We start from the raw sequence: 14,702 nt of genomic DNA, 5'->3' as shown, positions 1-14,702 counted from the left end.
GACCTGGAGGTGTCCGGTGAGTTCGGCTGCGGCGGAACGGGGGCGCGTGGTTCGGGAGAAGCTGCTGGCCGCGGCCGTCGAGCTCATTCCGGAGCGCGGCTGGGCCGGGGTGAGCACCCGCGTGCTCGCCGATCGCGCCGGGGTGAATCCGAGCGTGGTGCACTACCACTTCGCGTCGGTGCGCGAGCTGATGAACGAGGCCGTCCACGAGCTGATGCGGCGGATGATGACCGAGTTCGAGTCCGCCCTCACCGAGACGGCCGATCCGGCCGAGGTAGTGCGCGCGATGTTCTCGATGGTGGAGGGCTACTCCGGCGACGATCCGACCTCGCAGGTGTTCATCGAGGGCTACCTGGCCGCCACGCGCGACGAGCAGCTGCGCGAGGCGGTCCGCGGCGAGGTCGAGCGGTTCACCGACTGGTTGAGCGCCCTGCTCGCCCGCAACGACGTGCCCGCACCGGAGGCCACCGCGGCCGTGCTGGGTGGCGCGCTGGACGGGCTGCTGCTGCACCGCGGGCTGGGCGCGGGCCAGGACACCGAACAGCTGGTGCAGGTCCTGCTGCGACTCGTCGAGCAGAGGAGGGATCTGCCATGAAGGTCGTGATCTGCGGAGCCGGCATCGCCGGGCTCGCGCTGGCCAACCGGTTGTCCGCCCGGGGCGACGAGGTCGTGGTCGTCGAGCGGGCACCCGGCCCGCGCGGGCAGGGCTACATGATCGACTTCTTCGGTCCGGGCTACGACGCGGCCGAGGCGATGGGGCTGTTGCCCGCGATCGGTGCGCGCGCGTACGCCATCGAGCGGGCGAGCTTCGTCGACGAGACCGGTCGGGAACGGGCCAGCATCCACACGCCCGCGGTCGCCTCCGGGCGCCTGCTGAGCATCATGCGTCCGGATCTGGAAGAGGTGTTGCGCGAGGCGCTTCCGGACGACGTTGACCTGCGGTACGGCACCCGGCTGACCGGCGTGGACGACACCGGCGACCGGGTCACCGTCGAGCTCGACGACACCTCGGTGGAAGCGGACCTGCTCGTCGGGGCGGACGGCGTGCACTCCGCCGTGCGCGCGGCGGTGTTCGGGCCCGAGGAGCGGTTCCTGCACGACCTGGGACTGCACACCGCCGCGTTCAGCTTCGACGACCCGGAGATCCACGCCGAGGTGGCGGGCCGGTTCTGCCTCACCGACACCGTGGACCGGCAGATGGGCTTCTACGGGCTCCGCGACGGGCGGGTCGCCGCGTTCGCCGTGCACCGCCCCGCGGACCCGCGACTGCCTGCCGAGCCGCGGCCCGCGATCCGCGAGGCCTACCGGGGTCTCGGCTGGGTGGTGCCGCAGGCGTTGCGGGCGTGCCCCGCCGAGGACATCTACTACGACCAGGTCGCCCAGATCCGGATGCCGAGCTGGAGCTCCGGGCGCGTGGTGCTGCTCGGCGACGCCTGCTACGCGGTATCGTTGCTGGCCGGGCAGGGTGCTTCGCTGGCCATCTCGGGCGCCTACGTGCTCGCCGACCGGCTGGCTCGCTCGACTTCGGTTCCGGAGGCGCTGGCCGACTACGAGCGGCTGTGGCGTCCGGTCGTGGAGGAGAAGCAGCAGACCGGGCGCAGCGCGGCGCGCTGGTTCCTGCCCGGATCCAAGCTGCAGCTGCACTTCCGCCGCGCGACGTTGGCCCTGGCAAAGCTCCCGGTCCTGAACCGCTACGTGACCGCTCGGCTCGCGGGCAAGTCAACCGGTCTGATCACCAGCTTGCGCGCGGCCGAGCGGGAGTCCTCGCCGATCCCGGCCGGCGAGTGATCCCGCCTGCGGCGAGCGTTCGACGGCCGGGCTAGCGTGCCCGCCATGGGTGTGTTCCGGTCCGTGGTGTTGTTCGTGCTGGCCGCCATCGCCGAGATCGGCGGTGCCTGGCTGATCTGGCAAGGCGTGCGCGAGCACCGCGGGCTGCTCTGGATGGGTGCGGGAGTGATCGCGCTGGGCCTCTACGGCTTCGTCGCGACCCTGCAACCCGACCCGCACTTCGGCCGGATCCTGGCCGCCTACGGCGGGGTCTTCGTCGCGGGCTCGCTGGTGTGGGGCGTGGTCATGGACGGCTTCCGCCCGGATCGCTGGGACATCACCGGTGCCGTGATCTGCCTGATCGGGGTCGCGGTGATCATGTACATGCCGCGTCCCGCCTGACCTGCCAGGACACGCCCGAGCTCACCCTCGCGCCCCGGGAACCGCGAGAAACGGGACGCGGAATTCCCTGGAATTCCGCGTCCCGCTCGCGCCGGGGGTCAGCTGAGACCGGTGATGTTGCCCTGGTCGTCGAGGTCGATGGACTCGGCCGCGGGGCGCGAGCCGAGGCCGGGCATGGTGCGCATGTCCCCGCAGATGGGGTAGACGAACCCCGCGCCGACCGAGGCGCGGACCTCGCGGACCGGTAGCGTCCAGCCCGTCGGAGCGCCCAGCAGGCCGGGATCCGAGCTCAGCGACAGATGGGTCTTGGCGATGCAGACCGGCAGCTCGCCGTAGCCGTTGGCCTCGTAGCTGTCCAGCGCTCGCGCGGCCGCGGGCGCGTACGAGACGCCGTCGGCGCCGTAGACCTTGGTCGCGATCGTCTCGATCTTGGTGCGCAGGTCCGCTTCATCGGGGTAGAGGACCTGGAACCCGGAGGGCTCCTCGGCGGCCTCGGCGACGGCCTCGGCCAGCTCCGCACCGCCGGGGCCGCCCTCGGTGAAGTGGTTGCTGACCGCCACGCGGGCGCCCTCGGCCTCGGCGACCTGCCGGATGGCCTCGTGCTCGCTGGGGTGATCGGTGGGGAAGGCGTTGATCGCCACCACCGGGGACACGCCGTGCAGCCGGATGTTGTCGATCTGCTTGCGCAGGTTGTCCGCACCCGCGAGCACGTCCTCGGGGCCCTCGGCCAGCAGTTCCGGCGGCAACGGCTTGCCCGCGACCACCTTGTAACGACCCGAGTGCGCCTTGAGCGCGCGCACCGTGGCCACCAGCACCGCCGCGTCCGGCTGCAGCCCGGAGGTGCGGCACTTGATGTTGAAGAACCGCTCGGCGCCCATGTCCGCGCCGAACCCGGCCTCGGTGATCAGGTAATCGGTGCATCGGCTGGCGACCAGGTCGGCCACGATCGAGGAGTTGCCGTGCGCGATGTTGCCGAACGGACCCGCGTGCACCAGCACCGGCGTGTTCTCGGTGGTCTGCATCAGGTTCGGCTTCAGCGCCTCGCGCATGATGACCGCCATCGCGCCCGCGGCCTTGAGCTGCTCGGCGGTGACCGGATCGCCGTCGGTGGTGTAGCCGACCACGATCCGGCCCAGCCGCTTGCGCAGGTCCTGCAGCGAGGTGGACAGCGCGAGCACGGCCATGACCTCGCTGGCCGCGGTGATGTCGAAGCCCGACTGCCGGGGCGCGCCGTCCTGCTTGCCGCCGAGCCCGGAGATGATGTTGCGCAGATCCCGGTCGTTGACGTCGAGCACCCGCCGCCAAGTGATCTTGTGCGGGTCCAGGCCCAGCTCGTTGCCCTTGTGCAGGTGGTTGTCCACCATCGCGGCCAGCAGGTTGTGCGCGGCCGTGACCGCGTGCATGTCACCGGTGAGGTGCAGGTTCAGCGATTCCATCGGCACGACCTGGCTGTAGCCGCCGCCGGCGGCACCGCCCTTGATGCCGAAGGTCGGGCCCATCGACGGTTGGCGCACGGCCACCGTCGAGCGCTTGCCGATGTGGTTCAGCGCCTGCCCGAGCCCGACCGTCGTGGTCGTCTTGCCCTCGCCGAGCGGGGTCGGGGTGATGGCCGAGACCACCACGTAGCGCGCCCGGGGCCGATCGGCGAGCTCTTCGACGGCGTCCAGCGAGATCTTCGCGACGTTGCGTCCGTACGGTTCGAGCAGGTGCTCGCCGATGCCCAGCTGAGCCGCGACATCGGTCATCGGCTGCAGCTGCGCGGAGCGCGAGATGTCCAAATCGGACGGAATTGCCATGCTGGGACCTCCCTGGTGGTCACCCGGCCGAAAACCCGGTGCAGGGCTAGGCCGACTGGTCGGCGCGGCCGGCCAGCCGGGCGATCAGCTCGTCCCGCCACTGCACGGTCCTGGCTATCTCGTTGAAGGTGAACAGGTGCCATCCCGCGATCCCGGTCGCCGGGTCGATCAGCTGCGGTGCCAGCTCGTCGAACAGCTCCTCCGGGGTGTAGCGGGTCAGCATTCGCGACACTGTTCCGTACTGCTTCCTGAGGAAGCGCGTCGACTCACCCAACCCGATCTTCAGCGCGATGCGCAACAGCCGTCGCGCGTCCACCACCCCAGGAGCACCCACGTAGATGGGCAGTCCGACCCCGCGAAACTGCACGTCACGGGCCCATGCGGAGATCGTTTCCGGGTCGAAGCAAATCTGCGAAACCACGTAGTCGGCGTAACGGGCTTTATCGCTCATGGACCGGATGGCCGAGGCGTCCGGGATGAACGCGTGGCGTTCGGGGTAGCCGCTGATGCCGATGCGCCCGGGCCGGTTGGGCACCTCGTCCATCGCCTGCAGCAGCGATAGCGAGTCGGCGAACTCGCCGGCAGGTTGATTCGCGTCACCGGCCACCACGAACACCTCGGTCACCCCGAGCCCGGCCAGCCGGTCGGTGATCGCGCGCAGGTGCGCGCGATCACCGACCGAACGGGCCGCCAGGTGCGGCACCACGTGCAGACCGAGCGCGGTGAGCCGGGCAGCGGTGTCCAGGGTCGGTTCGATGCCCTTGGCCGCCGAGGCGGTCACGGTCACCGTGCTGCCGGGTTCGAGCAGTTCGGCTTGCGCGAGCGCGCCCTTGACCGGCAGCACTTCGAAGCGCATCGCTTCCAGCGAGCGGTGCAGCGCCGCTCGGTCCATCGTCTCGGTCATTTTCAACCGCCCCTATCTCTCCGCCGCGGTTCTCATGCCGTGCGCTGGAGGCGCTTGGGGATGTCCTTGGTCGGGTCGAGGAACGGCTTCTCGACCACCACGGCCTGCTGCGGACCGTGCTGGGTGTGCACGACCAGCTCGGTGCCGGGTTCGTGGTAGGCGATCGGCACGGTCGCGTAGCCGATGTTGCGTTCCAGCCGCGGCGAGCGGCAGGCCGAGGTCACCTCTCCGATGCGCAGCCCGTGCGGGTCGTGCACGTCGAACACGTCGATCATGGAACCGTCGTTGAACGACCCCACGCTCGGTCCGCCGATCTCCACGCCGACCAGCTTGCGGCTGATCCCCTCGGACTTGATGCGCCGCAGCGCGTCCTTGCCGATGAAATCCGCTTCCTGGTCGAGATCGACCATCCACGTCTTCTCGAAGCCGTAGCCCGCCTCGAAGGGGTTGGTCTCGGCGGTGATGTCGCAACCCCAGGACAGGATTCCGGCCTCGATGCGGCGGATGTGGCACGGGCCGATCACCTTGAGCCCGTGCGGCTCGCCGGCCTCCCAGATCCGGTCCCACAGCCGCACCCCGTCGCGCGAGGCGTTGTGCAGGTAGATCTCGTAGCCGAGCTCGGCGGTGTAGCCGGTCCGCGAGACGACGACCTGCATGCCGTCGAGCTCTCGTTCCACCGCGTAGTAATAGGGAATATCCAAGATGGATTCCCCGAACAGGTCCGACATCACCGCGCCGGACAGCGGGCCCTGCACCTGCACCGGTCCGACGTCGGGCTCGCGGATCTGCACGTCCATGCCCAGGCCGTAGGCCAGCGCGCGCGCCCACATGAGGATGTCGCTGTCGGCGAGCGAGAGCCAGAAGTGGTTCTCGCCGAGCCGCAGCAGCACCGGGTCGTTGAGGATCCCGCCGTCGGTGCCGGTGACGAACACGTACTTGCACTGCCCGACCTTGCACTTGTTCAGGTCGCGGGGCACGAGCATGTTGGTGAACTCGAACGCGTCGGGGCCGGTGATCTCGACTTGCCGCTCGACGCCGACGTCCCACAACGTCACGCCCTCGAGCAGCGCCCAGTACTCCTCGACCGGATCGCCGTAGTGCCGGGCGTGGTACGTGTGGTTGTACACGCTGTAGAGCTCCACGCCGTGCCGCCGCGAGGCGTAGAAGAACGGCGACTTCCGCAGTCGCGGGTAGAGCAGAACCCCAGGGTTCGGGTTGATCGTCATGTGCCCCTCCAGAGCCACGTCGGAGTGATGAGTGACGGATTTCCAGGGAAATCGGGGGACCGAATTCCCTGGAAATCGGTGTTGCGTTTTCGAGGTTTTTTGGGGTGCTGGGAGGGGACCCCGAGGTTCGCCGGGGCCTTGGGTGGTGTCGTCCCCGTGCTGGGGAGACCGTCCTTATGCGCGCATGCGGTGCATTTCCGGGTCGAAGACGGGGTCCTCGACGACCGTGGCCGGATGTCGGTGGTGGAAGTAGGACACCTCCAGCGAGGTGCCCGGTTCGGACCGCGCCGCGGGCAGCCAGGCGTAGGCCAGGCCGGCTCCGACGGTGTGGCCGTAACCGGCGCTGGTGGTGAAACCGACCGCGGAGCCGTCGGCGAGGACCGGTTCACCGCCCATCAGCACCGTCCCGTCGTCGATGCGCAGGCAGCACAGGCGACGCTGCGGCGGGGTCTCGCGGCGGCGCAGCAGAGCGTCGCGACCGATGAACTCGCCCTTGTCCGGTTTGACCGCGAAGGCCAGTCCCGCCTCGTCCGGGTCGTGCTCGCTCCACATGTCCGCGCCCCAGGCGCGGTAGCCCTTCTCCAGGCGCATCCCGTTGAACGCGCCGCGCCCGGCCGCGAAGATCCCGTGCGGCCGCCCGGCCTCGGCCAGCAGGTCCCACAGGCGCCTGCCGAACTCGGCGGAGGTGTAGAGCTCCCAGCCGAGCTCGCCCACATAGGACAGTCGCAGCGCCACCACCGGGACTTCACCGACGTGCAGCCGCTGCGCGCGGAAGAACCGGAACGCCGTGTCGGAGACGTCGGTGTCGGCCAGCGATGCCAGCACGTCGCGTGCGCGCGGTCCCCACAGCCCGATGCAGCAGGTGCCGCCGGTGATGTCGCGGACGTGCGTGGTCTCGTCGGCGTGCGCGCGCAGCCAGGCGATGTCGCGGGGCCCGTTGCAGCCGACCTGGAAGTGCCCGGTTTCCAGCCGTGCCACGGTGATGTCGGCGCGCACCCCGCCGGTGGGTTCGAGCATCAGCGTGTAGGTCACGTAGCCGGGCTTGCGGTCCAGCTGGTTGGTGGTCAGCCGCTGCAGCAGGCCCAGCGCACCACGACCGCTGACCTCGGCGCGGGCCAGCGAGGTCATGTCGAACATGGCCACCCGCTCGCGCGCGGCCTGGTGCTCGGCTCCGATGATCGGGGAGAAGAACCGGCCCGCCCACGTGCCGGGCGCGGTGATCTCCCGGTCGCCCAGCAGCGCGGCGTTGTTCTCGTACCAGTGCGGACGCTCCCACCCGTTGGCCTCCAGGAACACCGCGCCGAGCTCGCGCTGCCGTTCGTAGAACGGGCTGGTGCGCAGCGGGCGCGGCCGCTCCGGCGGTTGCTGCGGGTGGATGATGTCGTAGACCTCGCGGAAGGTCTGCGCGCTGCGCTCGGCCACGTAGGCCGAGGAGTGCGCGAAGTCCTCGAACCGCCGCAGGTCGGCTTGACGCAGGTCCACGTCGGGCACCTGCCCGGCGATCCACTGCGCCATCGCGCGGCCGACCCCGCCAGCGTGGGTGATCCAGACGGCCTCGGCCACCCAGAAGTTCTCCAGCTCGCGGGAGGGCCCGAGCACCGGCATCCCGTCGGCGGTGAACAGGAACAGCCCGTTCATCCCTTCGCCGACCTCGGTGTTGCGCAGCGCGGGCAGCATCGCGCGGGCCTCGTCCCAGGGCTCGGCGAAGTCCTCCGGCGTGAACGACTGCACCGAGGCCATGCCCTTCCAGCCCCCGCCTTCCGACGAGGCCTCGGCGCCGCCACCGGGTGCGGCGGTGGGCACGATCTCCTCGCTGTGCACCGGCATCACCCGGTGCCGGTAGGAACCGATGCCGATCCGGTCGTGGATCTGCCGGAAGTACATCGAGTGGTCCTGGTGCCGCAGCGTCGGCTGCTCGACCTCGACCTCGCCGCGCGGGAGTTCCGGCACCGGCGTGGTCACCGCGTATTGGTGGGCCACGGGCTGCACCGGGATGCTCACCCCGGCCATCCGCCCGATCTTCGGACCCCAGATGCCCGCGCAGCACAGCACGGTCTCGGCGACGATCTCGCCCGCGCTGGTGCGCACCGCGCGCACCCGCCCGTCCTGGACGTCGAAACCGGTCACCTCGGTGCCGCCGAGGAAGCGCACGCCGAGCCGGCGGGCCTCGCGCATCATCGCCTCGGCGGCCCGCACCGGCTTGGCCACGCCGTCGGAGGGCACGTGCAGCCCGCCGTGCAGCCGTTCCGGATCGACCTGCGGGAACCGCTCGCGCACCTGCGCGGGGTCGAGCAGTTCGCCCTCGACACCGGCCGCCGTGGCCATCCCCAGCCTGCGGGCCAGCTCGTCCCACCGCTCCGGAGTCGTCGCGGCCTCGATGCCGCCGACCGGGTAGAAGCACGGCTGCCCGTCGACCTCGAGTTCGGAGAACAGCGAGACGGTCTCCGCGGCCAGCCTGGTCATCGACAGCGACGGGTTGGTCTGGAAGACCAGGCCGGGAGCGTGCGAACTGGAGCCGCCGGTAGCGGGCAGCGGCCCTTGGTCGATCACCAGAACATCGGTGATGCCGAGGCGCGCGAGGTGATAGGCGGTGCTGCATCCGACGATGCCCGCCCCGATGAGGAGGGTTCCCACGTTCGAAACCATGGCTGCCCGCCTTGTTGCGTCTACGACAACTCCCTGCGTATACCGCAACAGTGCGCCTCGTCACAGGGGTGCGTCAAGAACACGAGAGGGGCAATTTCGGAACTCTCGGAGAAGCGGATCTTGTTGGCAGTCAAAGGAAAGATCCGAGGTTCCTGACGGGCGCGGTCCAATTCGGACCCGGCGTTTGACCGGCCCGCACGGCGCTCGTAGCCTGACTCGCACAGCGGGCGATTCGCGAGGAAAGTCCAACTGGATCAAGCGAATTCGCCGCTGCGAGAGCCGGACCCGGATCTTCTCTGGGAGGCCGCGGTGGCAGCAGCAGTCCTACCCGAACCGCCACCGAGGCTGTGGCGCAACCCCGACCCGAAGCGGCACTACGACGTGGTGATCGTCGGCTCCGGCGGTCACGGACTCGCCACGGCCTACTACCTGGCGCGCAACCACGGCGTCCGCGACGTCGCGGTGCTCGAGCGCGGCTGGCTGGCCGGTGGCAACATGGCCCGCAACACCACGATCATCCGATCCAACTACCTCTTCGACGCCAGCGCGGGCATCTACGAGCACGCCCTGAAGCTGTGGGAGACGCTGCCCGCGGAACTCGACTGCGAGCTGCTGCTCAGCCAGTGCGGGGTGCTCAACCTGGCGCACACCGAGCAGGAAGCCCGCGACGCCAACCGGCGGGTGTTCGCCAACCGGATCAACGGGATCGACGCCGAATGGGTGGGACCGGACGAGATCGCCCGCATCTGCCCGATCCTCAACGTCTCGCCGCAGGCTCGCTACCCCGTGCTCGGAGCCACCTGGCAGCCGCGCGCCGGTACCGCCAAGCACGATCGGGTGGCGTGGGCGTTCGCCAAGCGCGCTGACGAGATGGGCGTAGACCTCGTGCAGGGCTGCGAGGTCACCGGCTTCCTGCGGGACGGCGAGCGGGTGCGCGGCGTGCGGACCTCGCTCGGCGACATCGGGGCGGACCGGGTCGCCCTCGCGGCTGCCGGGCGCACCAGCACGCTCACCGACACGCTCGGACTGCGGCTGCCGCTGCAGAGCCATCCGCTGCAGGCGATGGTCTCCGAGCTGCTGGAGCAGGTGCACCCGTGCGTGGTGATGTCCAACCACGTGCACGCCTACTGCAGCCAGGCGCACAAGGGCGAACTCGTGCTGGGCGCGGGCGTCGACGGCTACAACGGCTACGGTCAGCGCGGTTCGGTGCACGTCATCGAGCGCCAGCTCGCCGCCGCGCTCGAGCTGTTCCCGATCTTCGCCCGCGCGCACGTGATCCGCACCTGGGCGGGCACCGTCGACGTCACCCCGGACGCCTCGCCGATCATCGGACTCACCCCGTGGGACGGGCTCTACGTCAATTGTGGTTGGGGCACAGGAGGTTTCAAGGCCACTCCGGGCGCGGGCTGGGTCTACGCGGACACGATCGCCAACGGCAGGCCGCACCCGCTGGCCGAGCCTTACTCCCTGTCCCGCTTCACCACCGGAGCGCTGATCGACGAGCACGGCGCCGCAGGTGTGGCCCACTAGAGGAGGTGGCGATGCTTCGGATTCGGTGTCCCTGGTGCGGGGAGCGCGACGAGGTCGAGTTCCGCTACGGCGGGCAGGCCGATGTCGCCCACCCCGCGAAACCGGAGGAGCTCGACGATTCCGCGTGGGGCGAGTTCCTGTTCGTGCGGGACAACCCGGCGGGCTGGTTCCGGGAGCGCTGGGTGCACTCGGCGGGCTGCAGGCAGTGGTTCGTCGTCGAGCGCAACACGGTGACCAACGAGATGGCGGAGGTGCGGCGATGAGGTTGTCCTCCGGCGGCCGGATCGACCGCTCCCGGCTGGTGCGGTTCACCTTCGACGGCACCGAGTTCACCGGTCACCCCGGGGACACCCTGGCGTCGGCGCTGCTGGCCTGCGGGCACCGCGAGGTGGCGCGGTCGATCTACCGGGATCGGCCGAGGGGCGTGCTGACCGCGGACTGCACCGAACCGAACGCCTTCGCGCAGATCGGTGGCGACCCGATGGTCGCGGCGACCACGCTGCCGATTCACGACGGCCTGGACGCCCGAAGCCTCGCGGGCGTGGGGCGGCTGACCGGCGCCGAAGCCCCGGAGTGCGACCGCAAGTACGCGCACTTCGACGTCGCCGTGGTCGGCGGCGGTCCTGCAGGGGTCGCTACCGCGCTCGCGGCCGGGCGCGGGGGAGCGCGCGTGCTGCTGGTCGAGCAGGACGACGAGCTCGGCGGAGATCGCGCGGCGGACTGGATCTCCCGGGCAGTGGCCGAGCTGGCCGAGCTCCCGGAGACGCGGGTGCTGCGCGGGGCCACCGCCATCGGTCACTACGACCACGGGTACCTGCTCGTCGCGCAGGGCACCCGGATGTGGCACGTGCGCACCACACGGCTCGTCCTCGCCACCGGGGCGCACGAGCGCCCGCTGGTCTTCGCGGGCAACGACCGGCCCGGCATCATGCTCGCCTCCGCCGTGCGCACCTACCTGAACCGGTTCGCCGTGCTACCGGGCCGGGACGCGGTCGTGGCCACCACCGAGGACAGCGCATACGCCACCGCCACGGCCCTCGCCGCCGCGGGCTGCCGGGTGCACGCGGTCGTCGACACCCGTCCGGAGCCGCCGCGCCACCTGGTCGACGGCGCCCGTGAGCTGGGCGCGCGGGTGCACACCGGCGCGGTGGCGGCCACGACCGGCGAGCACCTCGAATCGGTCCGGCTGAGCACCGGCGAGGAGATCGGTTGCGACCTGCTCGCGGTCGGCGGTGGCTGGAGCCCGGTGCTGCACCTCTTCGGCGGTGAGCTCCGCTGGAACGGCAGCGCTTTCCTCCCGGTGCACGGCACCGGACCCCCGGTCGTCGGTGCCGCCGCGGGGACCTTCGACCTTCCGGGCTGCCTGGCCGAGGGAGTGGCCGCGGGCATCGAAGCAGCCCGCGAGGTCGGCTTTCCCGCCGAGCCGCCACGTCTTCCGGACCTGCCGCCCGAACCCGTCGCGGCACCGCGGCCGCAGTGGCTGACCCCGCACGGCGACTGGCGCGAGCACTTCGTGGACCTGCAGCGCGACGCCACCGTCGCCGACATCCGCCGCGCGGTCGGCGCGGGCATGCGGTCGGTGGAGCACATCAAGCGCTACACCACCATCGGCACCGGTAGCGATCAGGGGAAGACCTCCTCGGTCAACGCCATCGGCGTGCTCGCCGAACTCCTCGGCAACACCCCCGGGGACGTCGGCACCACCGCCGCCCGGCCGCCCTACGTCCCGGTCCCCGCGGCTCTGTGGGCCGGGCGGGAACGCGGTGCGCTGCACGATCCGGTGCGCACCACGCCGATGCACGCGCAGCACGTCGCCGCGGGAGCGGTGTTCGAGGACGTCGGCCAGTGGAAGCGCCCGCGCTACTACCCGCTGCCCGGCGAGGACATGGCGGCGGCGGTGCACCGGGAGTGCCTGGCCGCGCGCACCGGCGTCGCCGCGCAGGACGTCAGCACACTGGGCCGCATCGAGGTCGTCGGTCCGGACGCACCGGAGTTCCTCAACCGCGTCTACACCGGCGGTTTCGCCAAGCTCGCAGTCGGCAAGGGCCGCTACGGGATCATGTGCACCACCGACGGCATGGTCTTCGACGACGGGGTCGCGCTGCGCCTGGCCACCGACCGCTACCTGGTCTCCACCACCACCGGTGGAGCCGCCGGGGTGCTGGACTGGCTCGAGGAGTGGTTGCAGACGGAGTGGACCGACCTCGACGTGACGCTGACCTCGGTGACCGAGCAGTGGGCGGCGGTGGCGGTGAGCGGCCCCGGATCCCGCGACGTGGTGGCCCGGCTCGCGCCGCAGCTGGACGTCTCCGCCGCGGAGTTCGGGTTCCTGCAGCTCCGGGAGACCGTGCTGCGCAACGGCATCGAAGCGCGGATCTGCCGGATCTCGTTCTCCGGTGAGCTGGCCTACGAGATCAACGTCGCCTCCTGGTACGGACCCGCGCTGTGGGACGCGGTGCTGGAAACCGGCGCCACGCCCTACGGCACCGAGACCATGCACGTGCTGCGCGCGGAGAAGGGCTTCGTCATCGTCGGCCAGGACACCGACGGCACCGTCACCCCGTACGACCTCGGCATGGATTGGGCGGTCTCACGACGCAAGGACTTCTTCCTCGGCCGCCGCTCGTTCGACCGCGCCGACACCGCCCGCGCGGATCGAAAGCAGCTCGTCGGCCTGCTGCCGGAGGATCCCGCCGAGCTGCTACCGGAAGGCGCCCACCTGGTCTCCGAGGAGGGGGGCCCGCTCGGGCACGTCACCTCCAGCTACCGCAGCGCGATCCTGTCCCGCACCTTCGCCCTCGCGCTGCTCAGCGGCGGACGCGAACGCCACGGCCAGGTGCTCGACGTGCCGCTGGGCTCGCGGGTGGTGCCGGTGCGGGTGAGCGAGCCGGTGTTCTACGACCCGGAAGGAGCGCGCCGTGACGGTGCACGTTGATCGGGAGACCCTGCGCCGCAGCCCGCTGGCGCACCGCGCCGCCGAGTTCGCGGCACTGCGCGGACCGGTCCGGCTGGTCGAGGAACCGTTCCGGCCCCAGTTGAACCTGCGCACGCGTGCGGGCGAGGCGCTCGGGATGCGGTTGCCCGGACCGAACCGCGTCACCGGCGATGAACACCTCGCCGCGCTCTGGCTCGGCCCGGACGAGTGGCTGCTGTTCGGCACGACCCGGCAGCCCGCCGCGTACCGCAGCGCCGTCGACGTCTCCGCGGCCCGCACCGCGCTGCGCCTGCACGGCACGGCAGCACGCGACCTGCTGTCCAAGCTCTGCTCGATCGACCTCCACCCCCGCTCGTTCGCTCCGGGTCACGTCGCGCAGACCCTGGTGGCCCGGGTCCAGGTCGTCATCTGGCAGCTGGACGACGAGCCCACCTACCGCCTCCTGGTCCGCAACTCCTTCGCCGATCACCTCGCCGCGGCGCTGCTCGACGCGGCCGCGGAGCACGCCGATCTACCCCGGCAACGCGGCACGGACGTCCCCTGGAACTCGTAACCTCGCGAGATGAGTCGAGGCGTTGCACAATGAGGAACTGTCAGATGATCGCCGGAAGCTTTGCCAAGCGGATACGGTTGACCGGTGACTGAAGCGGATGAATCACGCGGACGAAGCCCGGGCGCCCTCGTGCAGTCCGTGGACCGGGCGATTTCCGTCCTGGAACTGGTGGCGCGCAACGGCGAGGTCGGCATTACCGAAATCGCAGGTGAGCTCGGCGTGCACAAGTCCACGGCCTCGCGATTGGTCAGCGTCCTGGAATCGCGCGGCCTGGTGGAGCAGCTGGGCGACCGCGGCAAGTACTGCATCGGCTTCGGCGTGGTCCGACTCGCCGGGGCCGCCACCGAGCGGCTGGATCTCTCCAGGTTGGGCAGGCCGTTCTGCGACAAGCTCGCCGGAGAACTGGGCGAGACCGTCAACATCGCCATCCGCGACGACGAGGTGGCCATCAACATCAGCCAGGCGCGCGGCACCGCCGCTGTCACGGCGCACAACTGGGTCGGCCAGCGCACCCCGTTGCACGCCACCTCCAGCGGCAAGGTCTTGTTCGCCCACGCCCCCGAGGAAGATCGCGACCGGCTGCTGGGCCGCCGACTGGAGTCCTTCACCGAGCGCACCGTCACCAGCGTCCGGCAGCTGCGCAAGGACTTCGACCTGATCGTCCGGGACGGCTACGCCACCAGCTACGAGGAGTTCGAGCTCGGCCTCAACGCGGCCGCGGTGGCCGTGCACGACCACGACGGCGTGGTCATCGCCGCGCTGAGCGCCTCCGGCCCGTCCTACCGGTTCTCCCGCAAGCGGATGCGCGAGGTGGTAGGTGCCATGAGCGAAGCCGCCCAAGACCTCTCGGCCCAGCTGGGGTACTTGGACTGAGGTTTGCTCCGGTGGCCGGCTTGCTCCCCGGCCTCACCTTGGTGGGTGGGCGGTGACAGTTTTGCCTAAA

Annotated in this window: 12 protein-coding genes; 8 read left to right on the top strand and 4 right to left on the bottom strand. The window is 70.7% G+C overall.

The genetic code is table 11. The features are described 5' to 3' along the window. Nucleotides 1-16 precede the first annotated feature (16 nt). From ABD289_RS12270 to ABD289_RS12260, 3 genes are read left to right on the top strand one after another with little or no spacing between them, the layout of a single operon-like run. Nucleotides 17-595 (top strand): TetR/AcrR family transcriptional regulator, encoded by a 579-nt coding sequence (locus tag ABD289_RS12270; RefSeq protein WP_344130417.1) that lies wholly within the window; start codon nucleotides 17-19, stop codon nucleotides 593-595. Continuing rightward, a complete protein-coding gene (locus ABD289_RS12265; RefSeq protein ID WP_344130414.1) occupies nucleotides 592-1,788 on the top strand; it encodes an FAD-dependent oxidoreductase in 1,197 nt (398 codons plus the stop codon). The genes ABD289_RS12270 and ABD289_RS12265 overlap by 4 nt, the downstream gene beginning before the upstream one ends. A 45-nt stretch (nucleotides 1,789-1,833) precedes the next feature. Further along, the gene (locus ABD289_RS12260; RefSeq protein WP_344130411.1) at nucleotides 1,834-2,169 is read left to right on the top strand and encodes a YnfA family protein; all 336 of its coding nucleotides are present in this window, start codon (nucleotides 1,834-1,836) and stop codon (nucleotides 2,167-2,169) included. Nucleotides 2,170-2,267: 98 nt separating this feature from the next. Here ABD289_RS12260 and ABD289_RS12255 read toward each other — a convergent pair whose 3' ends face one another. The 4 genes from ABD289_RS12255 to ABD289_RS12240 all read right to left on the bottom strand — a co-directional run bounded on the left by ABD289_RS12255 (nucleotide 2,268) and on the right by ABD289_RS12240 (nucleotide 8,741). Beyond that, nucleotides 2,268-3,965 carry a formate--tetrahydrofolate ligase gene (locus ABD289_RS12255; protein ID WP_344130408.1) on the bottom strand — a complete coding sequence of 566 codons (1,698 nt, stop codon included), beginning with the start codon at nucleotides 3,963-3,965 and terminating at the stop codon, nucleotides 2,268-2,270. A 46-nt stretch (nucleotides 3,966-4,011) separates the two neighbouring features. Next, entirely contained in the window at nucleotides 4,012-4,869 is an 858-nt protein-coding gene (locus ABD289_RS12250; RefSeq protein ID WP_344130405.1) for a methylenetetrahydrofolate reductase, read from the bottom strand. 32 nt (nucleotides 4,870-4,901) lie between these two features. After that, entirely contained in the window at nucleotides 4,902-6,095 is a 1,194-nt protein-coding gene (locus ABD289_RS12245; protein ID WP_344130402.1) for a glycine cleavage T C-terminal barrel domain-containing protein, read from the bottom strand. 174 nt (nucleotides 6,096-6,269) lie between these two features. Beyond that, nucleotides 6,270-8,741: a GcvT family protein gene (locus ABD289_RS12240; RefSeq protein WP_425564661.1), complete on the bottom strand. Its 2,472-nt coding sequence runs from the start codon at nucleotides 8,739-8,741 to the stop codon at nucleotides 6,270-6,272. 309 nt (nucleotides 8,742-9,050) lie between these two features. On the opposite strand from ABD289_RS12240, the gene ABD289_RS12235 reads away from it, so the two are divergent. The 5 genes from ABD289_RS12235 (at nucleotide 9,051) to ABD289_RS12215 (ending at nucleotide 14,632) form a co-directional block, all read left to right on the top strand. Next, complete coding sequence (locus tag ABD289_RS12235; RefSeq protein ID WP_344130396.1) at nucleotides 9,051-10,271, top strand: sarcosine oxidase subunit beta family protein; 1,221 nt, start codon at nucleotides 9,051-9,053, stop codon at nucleotides 10,269-10,271. 11 nt (nucleotides 10,272-10,282) lie between these two features. Next, nucleotides 10,283-10,534: a sarcosine oxidase subunit delta gene (locus tag ABD289_RS12230; RefSeq protein WP_344130393.1), complete on the top strand. Its 252-nt coding sequence runs from the start codon at nucleotides 10,283-10,285 to the stop codon at nucleotides 10,532-10,534. Beyond that, entirely contained in the window at nucleotides 10,531-13,206 is a 2,676-nt protein-coding gene (locus ABD289_RS12225; protein ID WP_344130390.1) for a 2Fe-2S iron-sulfur cluster-binding protein, read from the top strand. The genes ABD289_RS12230 and ABD289_RS12225 overlap by 4 nt, the downstream gene beginning before the upstream one ends. Further along, nucleotides 13,190-13,759 (top strand): sarcosine oxidase subunit gamma, encoded by a 570-nt coding sequence (locus tag ABD289_RS12220; RefSeq protein ID WP_344130387.1) that lies wholly within the window; start codon nucleotides 13,190-13,192, stop codon nucleotides 13,757-13,759. The genes ABD289_RS12225 and ABD289_RS12220 overlap by 17 nt, the downstream gene beginning before the upstream one ends. Nucleotides 13,760-13,888: 129 nt before the next feature. Continuing rightward, nucleotides 13,889-14,632: an IclR family transcriptional regulator gene (locus ABD289_RS12215; protein ID WP_344130589.1), complete on the top strand. Its 744-nt coding sequence runs from the start codon at nucleotides 13,889-13,891 to the stop codon at nucleotides 14,630-14,632. Nucleotides 14,633-14,702 lie beyond the last annotated feature (70 nt).

This window comes from Saccharopolyspora halophila (genome assembly GCF_039531955.1).
Taxonomy (GTDB): domain Bacteria; phylum Actinomycetota; class Actinomycetes; order Mycobacteriales; family Pseudonocardiaceae; genus Saccharopolyspora; species Saccharopolyspora halophila.
Note: the sequence above shows the minus strand (reverse complement) of the source record. Positions and strands in the feature narration are given on the sequence as shown.